The following is a 16,029-nucleotide window of genomic DNA, read 5'->3' as shown; positions in this document are numbered from 1 at the left end:
AAAGTCGGAACGGTTCTGTCAGTTCCGTTCTGGCGGGAACCGGTCTAAAGAAAGAGCGCATGAGTGCAGTAGCCGAAACAACAGCCCCCAGCGGAGTGCGCAAGCGCCAGCTTCCGTTGTCCTGGCTTGGCGTGACACCGTTTTTCATCTTCGCCATTTTGTTTCTGATCTGGCCAACGATGTATCTCATCATCGGTGCCTTTCAGGACCCTGCCGGAAACTTTACGCTTCAGAACATCCACGATCTGTTCCAGCCGCAGATCATGAGCGCCTACTGGGTATCGATCAAAGTCAGCCTCGCATCGGCCATTGGCGGCGCGATTATCGGGTTCTTTCTCGCCTGGGCGGTGGTTCTCGGCAACCTGCCATCATGGCTGCGTCCGACGGTCCTGACCTTTTCCGGCGTGGCATCGAACTTTGCGGGTGTGCCGCTTGCCTTCGCTTTTCTGGCGACGCTCGGGCGGACCGGCTTTGTGACGATCCTGCTCAGGGAATGGTTCGGCTTCAACCTCTATTCGACAGGCTTCAACCTGCTTTCCTTCTTCGGCCTGACGCTGACCTACCTCTTCTTTCAGATACCGCTGATGGTGTTGATCCTGACGCCAGCGCTCGACGGCCTGAAGAAAGAATGGCGCGAAGCCTCATCCATTCTGGGTGCGACCACCACGCAATATTGGCGCATGGTTGCCTTTCCGATCCTGTGGCCAAGTCTGCTTGGCACGACGCTTCTGCTGTTCGCCAATGCCTTCGGCGCCATTGCGACCGCCTACGCATTGACGGGCTCCTCGCTCAACATCGTGCCGATCCTGCTTTATGCGCAGATTCGCGGCGACGTTCTGCATAATCAGAACCTCGGCTATGCGCTGGCACTTGGCATGATCGTCATTACGGGTGTTTCCAACCTCATCTATATATGGCTGCGCATGCGCGCCGAGAGGTGGCAGCGATGAAAAAGAAAGGCTTCAACGCCCAGAAGATCGGCGCCTGGATCGCCTTCCTGATCGGCGCAATCTACTTCCTCGTCCCGCTGATCGGCACATTCGAATTCTCGCTGCGCATGCGGCGTGGCGAATATTCCTTCGATGCCTATCGGGTCGTGTTCGCAGATCCGAATTTCCAGGCGACCTTCGGCTATTCGATCCTGCTTGGCCTGCTGACCATTGTTTTCGGTGTGCTGCTGGTGGTGCCGACGGCCTATTGGGTGCGCCTGCGCCTGCCGCAATTGCGCCCGGTGATGGAATTCATCACACTGATGCCACTGGTCATTCCGGCCATCGTCATCGTGTTCGGTTACTTACGCATCTACAACTCGTCGTCGTGGCTGCCATTTACGGCATCCACGCGCGCGACCGACCTGCTTTTGATGTTCGGCTACATGACCCTCTCGCTGCCTTATATGTATCGCGCCGTCGATACGGCGATGCGCACCATCGACGTCAATACGCTGACGGAAGCAGCCCAAAGCCTCGGCGCGGGCTGGGGCCGCATCATGTTCAAGGTGATTTTTCCAAACGTGATCTCCGGCGTGATGAGCGGTGCCTTCATCACATTCGCCATCGTCATCGGCGAATTCACGCTGGCCTCGCTTTTGAACCGTCCGGCCTTCGGTCCCTACCTGCAGCTCGTCGGCGCAAACCGCGCCTACGAACCGTCGGCGCTGGCGATCATTTCGTTCGGCATCACGTGGCTCAGCATCATCATGCTGCAGCTCGTCTCGCGCCTCAATAAATTCAAGACAACCGCCGGGTAACATTCATGGCTTTTCTCAATATCAAGCACCTGAAAAAGAGCTTCGGCGCCAATACCGTCGTCCACGATTTCAATCTCGCCGTGGAAAAGGGCGAATTCGTATCCTTCCTCGGCCCTTCGGGCTGCGGCAAGACAACCGTTCTTCGCATGATCGCCGGTTTCGAGGGACCCGACAGCGGCGCCATCGAAATTAACGGCAAGGATGTGGTCGATCTGAAGCCGAACCAGCGCAATATCGGCATGGTGTTTCAGGCTTATGCACTCTTTCCCAATATGACGGTGGCGCAGAACGTTTCGTTCGGCCTGCGCGTTGCCGGAAAGCCGAAGGCGGAAATCGATGCCACGGTGAAGGAGATGCTGGGTCTCATCCGCCTCGATCATCTGGCGGATCGTTATCCCTATCAGATGTCTGGCGGCCAGCAGCAGCGCGTCGCACTTGCCCGCGCGCTGGCCACCAAGCCGCAGGTTCTTCTGCTCGACGAGCCGCTTTCGGCGCTGGATGCGAAAATCCGCATATCCTTGCGCGAAGAAATCCGCGCCATCCAGCAAAAACTCGGCATTACGACCGTCTTCGTCACGCATGATCAGGAAGAAGCGCTGTCGATTTCCGACCGCATCGTGGTCATGCATGAAGGCCGTGCCGACCAGATCGGCTCGCCCTTCGACATCTATAACCGCCCTGCCTCGCGCTTCGTGGCATCCTTCGTCGGCACGCTCAACATGCTGGAAGCCTCGGTCAGCGAGCCGGGCAAGAACAGCATCGATCTCGACGGCCGCACCATCACCGTGCAGGAAAAGCTCGACCATCATCCGAAGGGCAAGGCGCTGACACTGGCCTTGCGCCCTGAAGCGGTGAGCCTCGAAGCTCGCAAAAGCCACGATACCTCACTGGATGCGACCATCGATGATGTACATTTTCTCGGCTCCGTCATTCGCACACGCGTGACACTCGGCAAGAACCGGCTATCGTTCGATACATTCAACGACCCGACCCAGCCTCCGCCGCAACGCGGCGACAAGGTGACGGTGCATTTCGCCTCGCATGATCTGCTCGTACTGGCGGATTAAAATAAAAAAGCCGCCCAGTGGGCGGCTTTTTCAATTACAGCGAATTTTATTCGCCCCAGGGACCGTGGAAATCCCCATCCTTATCTATGCGCTTGAAGCCGTGCGAACCGAAGAAATCGCGCTGGCCCTGAATGAGATTGGCCGTGCCGAGCGGCTGCGTGAAGCTGTCGAAATAGCTGAGCGCTGAGCCGAGTGCAGGCAGAGGCAGACCAGCGAGCGCCGCCTTGGCGACGATCTGGCGAAGGCCCTTGGAAGCCTTGCTCATGCGCTCCACGAAAGCAGGTGCGAGCAGCAGGTTGCGGCTTTCACTGTCTTCGAAGGCATGGGCGATATCGTCCAGAAGCTGCGAACGAATGATGCAGCCTGCACGCCAGATACGGGCGGTTTCGGCAAGCGGAATGTTCCAACCATGCTCCTGCGAGGCGGCTTCCATCACCGCGAAGCCTTGGGCATAGGCGGCGATCTTGCCCGCCAGCAGGCCATGCTCCAGATCGGAGAGGAATTTTGCCTGATCGGAAATGTCGAGGCTGCGCGAACCTGGCTTATAGGCTTTCGCGGCAAGTTCACGCGTGGCCTTCATCGAGGACAGCGACCGGGCAGCAACTGCGGCTTCGATGGCCGTTGCCGGAACGCCCAGCATCTGCGCCTCGATGGCCGCCCAGCGGCCCGTGCCCTTCTGACCGGCTTCGTCGAGGATCATGTCGACCATCGCCTTGCCTGTCTCCGGGTCTGTCGCCTTCAGCACCTTGGCGGTGATTTCGATCAGATAGGAATTGAGCGGGCCTTCGTTCCACTTCTCGAACACATCGCCGATGGCCGGGGCTGAAAGTCCTAGCCCATCGCGCAGAATGCCGTAGATTTCGGCGATCATCTGCATGTCGGCATATTCGATGCCATTGTGGATCGTCTTGACGAAATGACCGGCGCCATCCGGACCGACCAGTGCACAGCAAGGCTCGTCCTTGTACTTGGCGGCAGCGGCAAGCAGGATCGGCGCGATGCGCTCATAGGCTTCCTCGGTACCGCCAACCATCATCGACGGACCATGGCGTGCGCCTTCCGCACCACCGGAAACACCCATGCCGACAAAGGTCGGATCGTTGGGGCCAAGCGCTTTCAGACGGCGCACCGTATCGCGGTAATCGGAATTACCGGCATCGATCATGATATCGCCCTTCTCAAGATAAGCCTTAAGGCGGGTGGTCTCAGTATCGACGGGGCTGCCTGCCTTGATGAGAAAGATAATGGGACGCGGCTTGCGGATATTGGCAGCCAGATCCTCGAAAGTGGGGCAAGGGATGATCTTGTCGCGCAGCGGGCCAGCCTTTTCAACGAAGGCTTTCAGCACAGGCTCATCACGGTCATAGACGGCTACCGTATAGCCTTTCTCGGCTATGTTCAGCGCCAGGTTGGAGCCCATGACGCCAAGGCCGACCATTCCGATATCTGCTTTTTCCATTTTGTGCCCTTCGCAAATGCAACCGACCGGCCGTCGTCTAGACACATGCAGAACATCGAACGCCGACAAGCCGAACCGATAAGAATAGGCTGCAGCCGGATTTCGGCAACAGCGCATGTCAATCTGTATCCTATTGTGGGATGATCTAGGGCATATGACGCAAAGTTGATAGGCCTGCCATGACGAAAATCACTGGTTTTGCCTGCACTAGCGGCTTGTTAAATCGGTTAGCTCACCCAAAAAACCCGTATTTCGTGATCCTCAGACGCGCTCCAGCTTGCGATGCGGAAGCGGCGGCAATTCGACCACTATCGCGTCATTCGCCTTCACCGTGCCACCTGCAAGAACGATGGTCATGATACCGGACTTGCGGACAAGATCGCCATCGGGCGTGCGATCCAGCACGGCATCGAGAAGCCCGGTTTGGAAATTCTCTATCTGGACGCAGGGGTTGCGCAGGCCAGTTGCCTCCAGAACGACCTCGTCGCCGATCCGGATCAAAGCGCCCTGCGGCAACCCCAGAAGATCGACGCCGCGCGTGGTAACGTTCTCGCCGAGATCGGCAGGCGCCACGTCAAAACCCTTTTCCGCAAGCTCGTCGAAAAGCTCGGCATGAATGAGATGCACTTGTCGCAGATTGGGTTGCGTCGGATCGGCCCGCACACGTGAACGGTGCTTCACCGTCACGCCCTGATGCGCATCGCCTTCGACGCCAAGCCCCGTGACGATGCGGATTTCGGGCACGACCTGTTTTGAAAAACGGTGCTCGCCATCTTGCGCCACAGCCACGACAAATCCGCGCATCACATCCACCTCCCTGACAGGATAAACAAACTTCGTTAGCCGCATTACATGGGTTATATAGCACCTGTATGAAGCTGTGGGGCAAGCACGTGAATCGCGACAAGCAGACAAAGACAGATTTTCGCTGGGGCATTTGGGGCACAGGCACGATAGCCGCCGCCTTTGCTGCCGATATTCAGGCAACCACCGGAATGCGCGTTTCGACAGTCTGCTCGCGGGCGTCAGAGACCGCCGAAACATTTCGCCGACGTATCGGCGCCGACAAGGCGTTCGGCGATTCAGGTGAATTTCTTTCCGACGCGAATATCGATGCCGTCTATATCGCGACCCCGAGCGCCATGCATGTGCTGCAGGCCATGCAGGCAATCGCGGCGGGCAAGCCCTGCCTGATCGAAAAGCCGCTCGCGCTGGATGCCGCTGGCGCACGGCAGATCGAGGCTGCGGCACAAGCAAAGAATGTCTTCGCCATGGAGGCGATGTGGAGCCGTTTTCTGCCAGCGATCCAGGCGGCCAAACAGCATATCGATAGTGGTCGCATCGGCACCGTGACGCGCATCGAAGCCGATCTTTCCTATATCCGCGCCTACGACCCGCAAAGCCGCTTCTTCAGTCCAGAGCTCGGTGGCGGCGCGGCATTCGATCTCGGCGTCTATCCGGTATCGCTAGCACTGTATTTTTTAGGTCTGCCGGATCACGTCGATGGTCGCTGGCAGCGCGCCAGAAGCGGTGTCGACATGCGCACCGAGTTCCAGCTTGGCTGGCCGGGTGTGACGGCGAACCTCTCCTGCGGCTTCGACCGCGACGGCGAAAATCGCATGCTGATCGAGGGAACCAGGGGCACGATCCTGATCCACGCACCATTTCTGAAGGCCCAGAGGCTCACCCTGTTTTCTGCCCTTGCCGCGCGGTCGTCGCTCGGGCCGAACGGCGGAAAAGGCTTTTTCGGCAAGGTGATGAATCGCCTGCCCCTGCCGGGCCGCACAATCGAAACTTATGCCTTTTCCGGCAACGGACTGCAGTTTCAGGCCGAAGCGGTCCGCGATGCGGTGCGCAGCGGCCAAATCTCCAATGCGATCATGCCGCTCGACCATAGTGCCGCCGTTGCGGATATCGTCCGCAAGGTGCTGTCGAAAGGTTAGAAGCTGCTTCTCATCTTGTACGGCTGCGCGTTCTCGCCAGCATTGTTCAAGGCAAGCGCGATTTCAGTGATATGTAGCGCCACCTCGCCGGAGAAGAATGCCTTGTCGCCAGTCTGGATAGCACGCGCCTGATCGGCAATGCCGCGCACGAAATCGATCTGCGAGGGATACATCGGCAGCGACCGCTTGTCGGCATTCGGATAGGATAACTTCATGCCGACGGTCGGTTTCCAGGACATAAACTTGCCAATGCGCATTTCCAGAATGCCGAACAGGCGCGCCAGAAAACGGCGTTTTTCTTCCGTGCGTTCAAGACGGACAGCCGAGCGATTATCCCAGAGATCGTCCACCACAATCGAGCCCTTGTCGGCAACGATTGTCAGGCTGCGGTCCTTCGGCATCGCAAGCCCGGATGTGAGGCGCGCCACCAGCCCCGACTTGAAAACAAGACAGCCGACCGAAAAATCGGGCGCCATATGAAGATGTTCGGTTCCTGGCCCCTTGTTGGGAAAGGTTACGGCAGAAAATGCCGAGATGCTCTCGACCGGGCCGAACAGCGACACCAGCCATGACAGCGCATAGCCTGCATGTTCCAGCGTGCAGCCGATCTCGAACTCGTGCAGGCCCGGCCATGGCGCTCCCGACTGCGAACGCCAGGTCGACCACTTGTCACGAAACACCGGCCCGTCTTCCATTTCGGCATAAACCAGCCGCGGCATGCCGATGCCGTTGATCACGCTTGCTACCAGACGATAGGCTTCGCTGAGACCGTTTGCCGGAGCTGCCGCGAGCGTGAGGCCGGATTGCCGCGCAAAAGCGACCAGCGCTTCCGCATCGTCGTAATTCATGGCCAGCGGCTTTTCGGAATAGACATGCTTTCCGGCGGAAAGCGCCGCATGCGAGATTTCAAAATGGCTTTCGGGCGTGGTCAGATTGACGACGATCTGAACGTCTGGATCGGCCAGCACGGCCTCAAAACTCTCGTAAGCCCCTACGGAATAGTGCGCGCAGAACGCTTTCAGCCGTTCAGGTGACCGATCATAGACCCCGCGCAGCGTCAGCTCGGGATAATTGCGCAGCGTGGTCATGTAATAATCGGCAACGAACCCGGTCCCGACAATCGCGATATTCATGTAGTGGCTCCGGCTACCCTTTTGTGAATGATGATTTTCGCGGTCAGCCTGAGGCCAAAGATCGCAAAGACGAGCGTCAGCCAGACCGGGTCCATGCGACGAAAGAAAAAACTTTCCAGCATGGCATTCAACGTCCCGAAGAACACGATCATCAGGAAGAAATCGGCAAGCAGAAAATTTTCGCGAACAGGACGGCACCGCACATAATTGACCAGCGGCATGACGATAATCACGAAGATGGCACAGATCAGCGCCGGAATCCCCATCGATACCGCGATATCAAGATAACCATTATGTCCATGCACGATGCCACGCACATCCCAGTCCAGATAGTAGGGATTGGCCGCCTCTTTCACCATCGGGGTGCCCCAGAAGCTTTCATAGCCGAAACCGGTCCATGGACGATGGGAAAGCGCCTCGACGGCAAAGGCCCAGATGGAGGTGCGCCCGGTGAAGGTGGGGTCGACGTCCAGTTGCAGAACAAGCTGATGCATCGGCTCGAAAAGAACCGTACCGAAGGTAAACAGCGCAAGCAGAAACTGGATCGTGAAGATCGCCACCGGTGCAAGGAAACGGAGACCGAATATGCCGGGGACAATTACCAGCAGCATGGCGAGCGGCACCAGTGCCGCCGTGGTCTTCGATCCGGTCTGCGAAACGAAGATCAATGCAGAAACCGCGATCAGAAAGCCGCTCACGCGCCAGCCGCGTCTCCACAGATAGACACCGGCAAAGGCCAAAGCGGCCATGACCGGCCCGGCAATGTTCTTGTGCGTGAACACACCGCGCCAGAGATAGGCGTTCTGCGGTTCCAGCGCATCGGCGCCGTGTGTGCCGAGATTCGGCAGAAGAATAACGCCCGTATAGGAAATGACGATCACGATGGAAGCCACCGTGACCAGCATCGACGCATAGGCGTCGCCATCCTGCGGCAGGCTCAAAACAGCGATGACCGTCAGAATGCCGACCATCGTCAACAGCACACCGCGTATCGCAGTAGATGGATCGGGACTTGCGAAAACGGATGCGAACAGGAAGGCGAACATCAGAAGCCAGCCGGGGCTGACGATTTTGACCACCTTTTTCGGATCGGCGAACATCACAAGCGACAGAAGTGCCACGGCGCCGAGACAGCCGAAGCCAAGCTGATTGATGACGTCGCCACCCGACGCGTCGCCATCCGTCGCCGCACTCAGCGGATTGAACGGACGGAACGAAATCAGCAGGATGCAGAATGTTATCGTGGCAATAACAAGCGCAATCGTGCGGATTGTCGCCCGCATGTCGGTTTGCGCAGCAACGTCAGAACGGGTGTCAGTTCTTGTCCGGGTTGCGATACTGCTCATTCAGATATCCAAAATGGGCCATGACGCGGCCCAGCCCGATATGGATGAAATAGGTCCCGACCGGCACGAAACGCGCCGCGAAACCGCGCCGCACGGCCTTGATCGGAGAATATCCCAGAAGTGCGAGGCTTTTCAAAAACACGCGTACCTGGCCGAAAGGCTCGTCCTTGCGCTGGCGCTGTTCGATCAGCGTCGACAGAACGCCGTTGCGCAAGCCACGCGCCGTGATCCAGTCACTCTCCAGCCGCCGCGCCGGAATGGTCTCGCGGACAATGCCTTCATTGCACCAGGCGATATTGAAGCCCTTGGCCCGCGAACGATTGATGAAGTCTGAATCGCCGCCGCCGGTGAAATTGAACTTCAGGTCCATGAACGGATAGCCGATGGCTTCCAGAACCGGACGCGCAATCAAGAGATTGCCGGATGAATAGATGATCGGAACCGGGCCAGTCTTGTTGTAATGCGGCAGGAAGACGGGGTGTCTCGCCCATTTTTCCGCGCCCGGCTTTTCGAAGATCGGGTGTTGCGGACCACCCACCAGACTGGCGTTATAACGCTCGGCGGTGGCTACCATGTTTTCGATCCAGGCCGGATCGGCCAGCTCATCATCATCGATGACGATGACATATTTGAAGTTCGGGAAATAGGTCATCGCCGTCAGCCAGCCCGCATTATAGGCGTTGCAGTTGCCGCGATGGGATTCAACGATCAGCATGCCGGTATATTTCCCGGCCTCGAACTGTGGTGCCGCAACCTTGGCACCTTCCCTATCCTCTGCCTCGTTCTCGATCACCACAACCGCAAAGCGTCGGTTTGTGACCTGAGCGTTGAGCGTATCCAGCGTGCGGATGACATGTTCCGGGCGACGAAACGTCGGCAGCGTCACCACCACCTCGACTTCATCGAAACGAAGTCCAGGTGTTTTAGCAATTACTTCTATATGATTTGGTAAATCAGACATAAACGCTACCGGATATTTCGAACTTCTATATTTGCTATCCGCTACTATTGAAAAACGTTTAAAGAAAAGTTCACCGCAGGGCTATAAACACTGATCAAAACTATCAAAGAGCATACCGGCCTGAAATGTTAAGCGTTTTAAGATCGGCGCTCTAAAAGACTGTCCAGGAGTTGAATTGCCGTCCCCTCACCTCGTTTTCGTGACATCGATTGTTCCGCACGGAGTACCGACCACCGGCTATGAAGTGGCGAATGCCGCCGTGGTCGATGGCTTGCGTCGTTCGGGCGCAAAAGTGACCGTTCTTGGCTTCACATGGCCGGACGTGAAAGCCGATGCCGCAGATACTATCGTTCTGGGTGAAGTTGAAGTGCGGACCGAGGGCGCTGGTATCAAGCGCAAGATCGGTTGGGTGCTGAAATCTTTCCTGACCGGGCTGACGGTTTCCTCGGCGAAGCTGCGGGTGATACCGGCGCAAAAACTGCGCGAAGCAATCGCGCAGATCGGTCCGTTCGATGCCTATGTGCTGAACGGGGTGACTTTGCCCGGCGCGTTCGAAGACATCTTCAAGGGCAAGCCCTCGCTTTTCGTGGCGCATAATGTGGAATATCGCTCGGCAGAAGAAAATGCCGCCGACGCTGGTAGTTTCATCCAGAAGTTTCTGTTCGGTCGCGAAGCTCGCATTCTCAAAGGACTGGAAAGCCGTCTTATCGGGAACGCCCGTTTCGTCTTTACTTTTGCCGAAGATGACGGCCCGGCACTTGGACTTGGCCCTGATCGGTTTGCGACAATGCCGCTTGTTACGCCCGGCGGCGCGCAAGCCGCACAGCAGCGCCCTGTCAAATACGACCTTGCCCTGATCGGCACATGGACATGGCACCCGAACCGCATCGGGCTCGAATGGTTCCTGCGCGTGGTAAAGCCACATCTTCCCGACGATATTTCCATCGCGATTGCAGGCAACACGCCTGCGGACCTGATTGCAGCTTGGTCCGGCGTCAATTTCGTCGGCAAGGTGCCGGATGCGACCGAATTTGTGGAAAGCGGTGCGCTCGTACCGCTCATCAGTCGTGCAGGAACCGGCGTGCAGCTCAAAACCATCGAGACATTCGAACTGGGCATGCCAAGTGTCGCCACCACGCATTCCGTGCGCGGTATCAGCAATATTCCGGACAATTGCACCATTGCCGACGATCCTCAAGGCTTCGCAGCGGCAATTGTCGAGCGCATTGAAAAGATCAGATCTGGGGATCACCAGAGACTGGACGGCAAAGCCTTCACCCGGTCACAAATCGAAGGCATGGACCGCGCAGTTGCCAGAGGTCTGCAAGCACTGCATGGCAAAGAGAAAATGACGGACCAGGCATGATGTATACCGAAAATGTCACCTACCGGAATATCCTTGGCGTGAAGGTCGCCTGTTTCGATTGGGACAGCGCTTTCACCTTCTTCGAGAACCGCATCGATGACGGCCGGTTCATGAAACAGGGCTGGCTCAACGCCAACAATTCCAACATTGCAGAAACGGACCCCGCTTACCGTGCCGCATTGGAGGATTTCCTGATCCTGCCTGACGGTGTGGGCGTCGATATTGCAAGCAAGGTCGCCTATGGCAGCAGGTTCCCGGCCAATCTCAACGGAACGGACTTCATTCCTGGCTTACTGGAACACATGAAGCGTCCGCTGAAAGTCGCCCTTCTGGGTGGCGGTCCGGGCGTCGCTGCCGATGCGGCGCAACTCTTCATGCAGCAGATCCCGCACCATGACTATCGCGTCATTTCCGACGGTTTCTTCAAGCCCGCCGATCTCGATGGCATTCTTGCACAACTGAAGGATTTTCATCCCGACATATTGCTCGTCGCCATGGGCGTTCCACGGCAGGAGCTCTTTATCGACAAGCATATCACGGCGGAGCATTGCACGATCGCCAGTGCCGTCGGTGCGCTGTTCGATCTGCATACGGGTCGCGTGCAGCGCGCACCGCAATGGGTGCGCAAGGTCCAGATGGAATGGGTGCACCGGCTATTGCAGGAACCACGACGGCTCGCAAAACGCTACCTCATCGGTAATCCCGTATTTCTGTGGCGCGTCGCCAAAGGCTGGATGAAGGGAGCACCCCGGTGAAAACCGCTATCGTCACAGCCAGTTGGGATCAGGATTTCGAGCGCTGCAAGCTGCTTTGCGAGACCATGGACAAATATGTCAGCGGTTTCACGAAACACTACATCCTTGTCGACAGCAAGGATGTGGCCCTGTTTCGCAAGCTTGAAAGCGCGCATCGTGTCATCATCGATGAACGTGATCTGCTGCCCTCCTGGCTGCATGCCTTCTGGGACCCGACCTATCTATGGCGCAGGCGGGTCTGGCTCTCGCTCAGAACCAAGCCGCTGCGCGGCTGGCATGTGCAACAATTACGTCGCATCGCGCTTGCCGGTGCTGTGGAGGAAGACGGATTTCTCTATACGGATTCCGACACCGCCTTTCTGCGTCCCTTCGATTGCGGCACGCTTTGGCACGGCGAAAAACTGCGGCTTTTCGTGCGTCCCAATGCGCTTGCCAATCCGGAATGGCCGGAGCACCCGGTCTGGGCTGCCAATGCCGCCAAACTGCTTGGTATCGAGAACGGAAAAAGCGGGCTGAACGATTATATCGGCCAGCTCGTCTCGTGGCGGCGCGACAGCGTGATTTCCATGTGCGAAAGGATCGAAGCCCATACCGGACAGCACTGGGTGGCGGCCCTTGGCAATATACGCCGTTTTTCCGAATGCTTTATCTATGGTCGCTATGTTGATGACGTGCTGCATGGCTCCGGCCATTATAGCGACACCCATGATCTGTGCCGGATGCAGTGGTTCGCACCGCCGCCGAGCGAAGAGGAATTCCGCACTTTCATCGCCGAGATGGAGCCGTATCAGGTCGCTATCGGCATGCAGTCCTTCCTCGGCCTTTCGGTCGACGATATTCGCCGGATCATAACGGTCTAAACCCGCTTGGCCGGCAGACGGATGCTCGTATAGGTGAAGACCAGCGACAGCAGATAAAGTCCGGCGAATACGACGTTGAGCCCGAGAATCCAGTCGTGGTTATCGACATAATTCACGAGCAGGAGCCAGACGAAGAATGCTTTCGCGGCGGTCATCAGCACCATGCTTAGTGTTCTGAGACCAGACTGGCCGCGCGCATATAGAATTTCGGTCTGGTATTCGATGAGGTTGCGGAAACCCGGCACGAGCAGCACCAGCGGCAACAACCCGACAATCGGTGCAACGCTTGAACCAAGCGCGTTCGGGAATATCTGCAGGAACACGACCATCGCGCCAAGACCTGCCACCGACACGGCGAATACCGCAAGCTCCAGCCCGGCGCGGATGCGTAATGAAGACAGCATGTCAGGCGTGCGCATGAGCTTTTGTACCAGCATCATGTTGAAGGAGCGCACCGGCAGGGCCGTCAGATCGACAAGCCGCATGATGATCGCATAAAGACCTGCCGTCGCAGGCCCGCCGACAGTCAGCACAAGAAGCTTGTCGAGTTCAGCCTGAATATAGAACAGCAGTTCGGCCCCCATGACCGCTATCGCATCGGAAAGCCGCCGCATATAAAGCATCGGCTTGAAGCGGAGCCGGATAGACGGGTAGAATTTCAGCGCCACCAGCAGAGCAACGCCATTGGCTGCTGCATACCACCACGCCCAATGGGCAATGTCATGCGCGCTCGCCAGCCACATGAACAGGACCGCCGCCACGGCGCGCGTGGCCGTCCCGAAAATCACCAGTCCGGCTGATATGCCGAACCGCCGCATACCGTTGTTGACGATGATGACGATTTCCGTCGAGCGCCAAAGCAAGGCTTCGGCAAACACCACCACCGCAAAAGGCAGAAAGGAGATATCGCGGCTGAAGAAGATGAAATAAACCAACCAAGAGGCCAACGCGAACAGCGGCAAGGACACCAGAATGGCTACGAGAAAACCTGCCGTATAGATGCCGAGCAGGCGCGGCTTCACTGTCGATATGCGGTAAAGTGGCGAACTGAAGCCCAGCGAAACGATGCGCGACAGAACCACCCCCGTACCCGAGGCGGTGGCAAATATACCGAAATCACCGGTCGGCAGTGTGTTTGCAAGCGCGATGAAATAGACGAGCGAGACCACAAGCCTGCCCGCAGAACCGGAAAACAGGGACAGGTAATCACGCACCATTCCGGCATTGTTGCCTGACAGTTTCCGCAGCGCTTTCGCTATCAACAGGGAGCCTCATCTATCATGGTCTGGTGCACTTGCCGGTCTGTTGGAGCGGGCGCGCAATATAGGGGTTTAGCTAAAAAGACTTAAACTCTTCTTTGCAAGCTCAAAGATTAAACAAGCAAAAGCTAAAGTTGCAGTTTCAGGGAATTGGCACTTCGCCTCGACATTATTTTAACGTTTTGTTTTCTATAAAAAATTACATTCGGCCTTCAAGTGCGCGCTAACCGGATTCCGGTTTGGCATGCGAGAACCTTGGCTTATGGATTTCAAAGCAGCAGTGATACCGGAAACGGTTGAAACGGCTACAGATACGGACGATTTCGGCAATGAGCGATCACGAGGAGCGCAGAAAGGCGGGAGTTGAGAAACCTCTTCTCGCATTCTCCAACGCTCGTCCAATCGGTCGTCGGAACAACGAAGCCGTACCGCCCTGGACGCCGCCCGCGACACCGGATGAACGCGCTGCATTTTTCCACCAGCACGATCATGCCGCCCACGCCGCTGATGTCGCAAAAGAAATGCCTGCGCCGGCGGAACCGGCCCTTGAAGAAGAACTGGATGATACGGACGTCGCTGAGCTTCAAGAGCGCATCGCGCTGATCGAGGCAGAACTGGAACGCAAGGTTCAGGAGCGCGAGCGCCGCAAAGTCACAATCGAAACTTCTGCTCCGTCATCCGAACCGACCGACGAACCGGTTCAGCATGAGCAACCGCGTCCGGTCGTTGACAGACCGGCACCAGATGCCGAATGGAAGCCGTTGATCGATCCACGCATCGCTATCAACGTCGTGCGGGGATCGCGCAAGCTCCTGCTCGTCAGCACGATATTGGGCGGTGTAATCGCCGCGCTCTATGCATTGTCCCTGCCGCAGATGTATGTCGCTTCGACCGATATTCTGGTCGATCCACGCAATATCAAGACGGTGGGAGACGAACTGACGCCGGGTCAACTCCCGACCGATGCGTCGCTCGCAGTTGCGGAAAGTCAGGCACGGATCATCGATTCCAGCAGCGTGCTGCTGAAAGTGATCGACAAGACGGACCTGACAAAAGACCCCGAATTCAACGGCACTCTGGTCCCTACCGGCATTGCCGGGCTATTTGCACAGATCAGGGATATGCTGTCGCCCAAAAAGGCGAGCGACAGCCAGACACTGCAAACCCGCGTTCTGTATAATCTGCACAAGAGCATCGCCATCGGTCGCGACGCCAAGACATTCATCTATTCGATCTCGGTGAAAACGCGTGACCCGCAGAAATCGGCATCGCTTGCGAACACGATCAGCTCCGTTTTTCAGACCGAGCTTGCATCGGTGCAATCCGATGCCGCACGGCGCACCTCGGACGAATTGTCGAACCGTCTTGCCGATATGCGCGCCAATGTCGAACAAGCGGAGCGCGCAGCGGCCGATTTCCGCGCCTCGCACGATCTGGTCAATGTCGACGGCAAGCTGATCAGCGATAACGACCTGACACGACTCAACGACCAACTGACCAACCAGCGCGCCGAAACCATGCGGCTTCAGGCCCGCGTGCAGGTGCTAAGCAGTGCTACATCCAACAGCGTGGTGTCCGGGACTTTGCCGGAAGATATGCGCTCCAACACGTTGACAGCGCTGCGCGCGCAATATGCGCAGGCCCGCCAGACGGCAAGCGGCCTTTCCACCCAGCTCGGGCCACGTCATCCGGCGCTTATTCAAGCGCAGTCGCAGGCAGGCACAGTTCTGAACGACATCGATGCCGAATTGCGGCGAATCCGCTCCTCACTGCAAGTCGAGGTCGCCCGGTCCGTACAGCAGGAAAAAGACCTGACCGCCCGTCTGGCCCAGCTCAAATCGCAGCAGGCGAACAATAGCGGCGACCTGGTGAAATTGCGTGAACTTGAACGTGAAGCCACGGCGCGGCGTTCCGTCTACGAAGCCTTCCTCCTGCGCTCACGCGAGACGAACGAACAGGAAGGCCTGAATACGGCCAATGTCAGGGTTTTGTCGGAAGCCCGCCCGCCACTTGATCCGGCAGGCACATCACGCAAGCTGATCGTCATTGCCGGGCTGATTGCAGGCTTCCTCGCAGGCCTTGCGATCACAGCCGTCCGCAACTTCGGACGGCTGCTGCGCTTATCCTAAA

General features: G+C 57.5%; 14 protein-coding genes. 8 read left to right on the top strand and 6 right to left on the bottom strand.

Translation table 11 applies throughout. The annotated features are described in order from the left end of the window. Positions 1-59: 59 nt before the first annotated feature. From FIB18_RS16900 to FIB18_RS16890, 3 genes are read left to right on the top strand one after another with little or no spacing between them, the layout of a single operon-like run. Entirely contained in the window at positions 60-950 is an 891-nt protein-coding gene (locus FIB18_RS16900; protein ID WP_140021815.1) for an ABC transporter permease, read from the top strand. Further along, positions 947-1,750 carry an ABC transporter permease gene (locus FIB18_RS16895; RefSeq protein WP_140021814.1) on the top strand — a complete coding sequence of 268 codons (804 nt, stop codon included), beginning with the start codon at positions 947-949 and terminating at the stop codon, positions 1,748-1,750. Before FIB18_RS16900 ends, FIB18_RS16895 begins: the two co-directional genes overlap by 4 nt. A 5-nt stretch (positions 1,751-1,755) precedes the next feature. Next, positions 1,756-2,817 carry an ABC transporter ATP-binding protein gene (locus FIB18_RS16890; protein WP_140021813.1) on the top strand — a complete coding sequence of 354 codons (1,062 nt, stop codon included), beginning with the start codon at positions 1,756-1,758 and terminating at the stop codon, positions 2,815-2,817. Between the two features lie 46 nt (positions 2,818-2,863). On the opposite strand, the gene gndA is transcribed toward FIB18_RS16890, so the two are convergent. Continuing rightward, positions 2,864-4,276: an NADP-dependent phosphogluconate dehydrogenase gene (gene gndA / locus FIB18_RS16885; protein ID WP_140021812.1), complete on the bottom strand. Its 1,413-nt coding sequence runs from the start codon at positions 4,274-4,276 to the stop codon at positions 2,864-2,866. Between the two features lie 261 nt (positions 4,277-4,537). Beyond that, on the bottom strand, positions 4,538-5,080 hold the full coding sequence (locus tag FIB18_RS16880) for an MOSC domain-containing protein (RefSeq protein WP_140021811.1): 543 nt from the start codon (positions 5,078-5,080) through the stop codon (positions 4,538-4,540). Between the two features lie 89 nt (positions 5,081-5,169). Between FIB18_RS16880 and FIB18_RS16875 the strand changes: the two genes are divergently transcribed. Continuing rightward, a complete protein-coding gene (locus FIB18_RS16875; RefSeq protein WP_140021810.1) occupies positions 5,170-6,219 on the top strand; it encodes a Gfo/Idh/MocA family protein in 1,050 nt (349 codons plus the stop codon). Here FIB18_RS16875 and FIB18_RS16870 read toward each other — a convergent pair. The 3 genes from FIB18_RS16870 to FIB18_RS16860 are packed head-to-tail and all read right to left on the bottom strand — an operon-like array spanning position 6,216 to position 9,659. Next, complete coding sequence (locus tag FIB18_RS16870; RefSeq protein WP_140021809.1) at positions 6,216-7,352, bottom strand: Gfo/Idh/MocA family protein; 1,137 nt, start codon at positions 7,350-7,352, stop codon at positions 6,216-6,218. The two genes, FIB18_RS16875 and FIB18_RS16870, sit on opposite strands and share 4 nt — an antisense overlap. Further along, entirely contained in the window at positions 7,349-8,698 is a 1,350-nt protein-coding gene (locus FIB18_RS16865; RefSeq protein WP_140021808.1) for an O-antigen ligase family protein, read from the bottom strand. The genes FIB18_RS16870 and FIB18_RS16865 overlap by 4 nt, the downstream gene beginning before the upstream one ends. Further along, positions 8,667-9,659 (bottom strand): glycosyltransferase family 2 protein, encoded by a 993-nt coding sequence (locus tag FIB18_RS16860; RefSeq protein ID WP_140021807.1) that lies wholly within the window; start codon positions 9,657-9,659, stop codon positions 8,667-8,669. The genes FIB18_RS16865 and FIB18_RS16860 overlap by 32 nt, the downstream gene beginning before the upstream one ends. Before the next feature lie 175 nt (positions 9,660-9,834). Here FIB18_RS16860 and FIB18_RS16855 point away from each other — a divergent pair, with 175 nt between their 5' ends. The 3 genes from FIB18_RS16855 to FIB18_RS16845 are packed head-to-tail and all read left to right on the top strand — an operon-like array spanning position 9,835 to position 12,640. Then, positions 9,835-11,025 carry a glycosyltransferase family 4 protein gene (locus tag FIB18_RS16855; protein WP_140021806.1) on the top strand — a complete coding sequence of 397 codons (1,191 nt, stop codon included), beginning with the start codon at positions 9,835-9,837 and terminating at the stop codon, positions 11,023-11,025. After that, positions 11,022-11,780 (top strand): WecB/TagA/CpsF family glycosyltransferase, encoded by a 759-nt coding sequence (locus FIB18_RS16850; RefSeq protein WP_140021805.1) that lies wholly within the window; start codon positions 11,022-11,024, stop codon positions 11,778-11,780. Before FIB18_RS16855 ends, FIB18_RS16850 begins: the two co-directional genes overlap by 4 nt. Further along, positions 11,777-12,640 carry a DUF6492 family protein gene (locus FIB18_RS16845; RefSeq protein WP_174977444.1) on the top strand — a complete coding sequence of 288 codons (864 nt, stop codon included), beginning with the start codon at positions 11,777-11,779 and terminating at the stop codon, positions 12,638-12,640. Before FIB18_RS16850 ends, FIB18_RS16845 begins: the two co-directional genes overlap by 4 nt. Here the strand turns inward: FIB18_RS16845 and FIB18_RS16840 are convergent. Then, a complete protein-coding gene (locus FIB18_RS16840) occupies positions 12,637-13,902 on the bottom strand; it encodes a lipopolysaccharide biosynthesis protein (RefSeq protein WP_140021803.1) in 1,266 nt (421 codons plus the stop codon). The two genes, FIB18_RS16845 and FIB18_RS16840, sit on opposite strands and share 4 nt — an antisense overlap. Before the next feature lie 326 nt (positions 13,903-14,228). Between FIB18_RS16840 and FIB18_RS16835 the strand changes: the two genes are divergently transcribed. Continuing rightward, positions 14,229-16,028, top strand: coding sequence for a GNVR domain-containing protein (locus FIB18_RS16835; RefSeq protein WP_140021802.1), 1,800 nt, complete (start codon positions 14,229-14,231; stop codon positions 16,026-16,028). The last annotated feature ends 1 nt before the right edge of the window (position 16,029 follow it).

The sequence above is a fragment of the Brucella pecoris genome, assembly GCF_006376675.1.
GTDB lineage: Bacteria > Pseudomonadota > Alphaproteobacteria > Rhizobiales > Rhizobiaceae > Brucella > Brucella pecoris.
This window is presented reverse-complemented; position numbering and strand designations above follow the sequence as displayed.

Bases quoted from the DNA above. Each gene is read 5' to 3' on its own strand.
- FIB18_RS16880 (WP_140021811.1), bottom strand. From the start codon at position 5,080: ATGCGCGGATTTGTCGTGGCTGTGGCGCAAGATGGCGAGCACCGTTTT.
- FIB18_RS16835 (WP_140021802.1), top strand. From the start codon at position 14,229: ATGAGCGATCACGAGGAGCGCAGAAAGGCGGGAGTTGAGAAACCTCTT.
- FIB18_RS16850 (WP_140021805.1), top strand. From the start codon at position 11,022: ATGATGTATACCGAAAATGTCACCTACCGGAATATCCTTGGCGTGAAG.
- FIB18_RS16865 (WP_140021808.1), bottom strand. From the start codon at position 8,698: ATGAGCAGTATCGCAACCCGGACAAGAACTGACACCCGTTCTGACGTT.
- FIB18_RS16890 (WP_140021813.1), top strand. From the start codon at position 1,756: ATGGCTTTTCTCAATATCAAGCACCTGAAAAAGAGCTTCGGCGCCAAT.
- FIB18_RS16870 (WP_140021809.1), bottom strand. From the start codon at position 7,352: ATGAATATCGCGATTGTCGGGACCGGGTTCGTTGCCGATTATTACATG.
- FIB18_RS16900 (WP_140021815.1), top strand. From the start codon at position 60: ATGAGTGCAGTAGCCGAAACAACAGCCCCCAGCGGAGTGCGCAAGCGC.
- FIB18_RS16895 (WP_140021814.1), top strand. From the start codon at position 947: ATGAAAAAGAAAGGCTTCAACGCCCAGAAGATCGGCGCCTGGATCGCC.
- FIB18_RS16860 (WP_140021807.1), bottom strand. From the start codon at position 9,659: ATGTCTGATTTACCAAATCATATAGAAGTAATTGCTAAAACACCTGGA.
- gndA (WP_140021812.1), bottom strand. From the start codon at position 4,276: ATGGAAAAAGCAGATATCGGAATGGTCGGCCTTGGCGTCATGGGCTCC.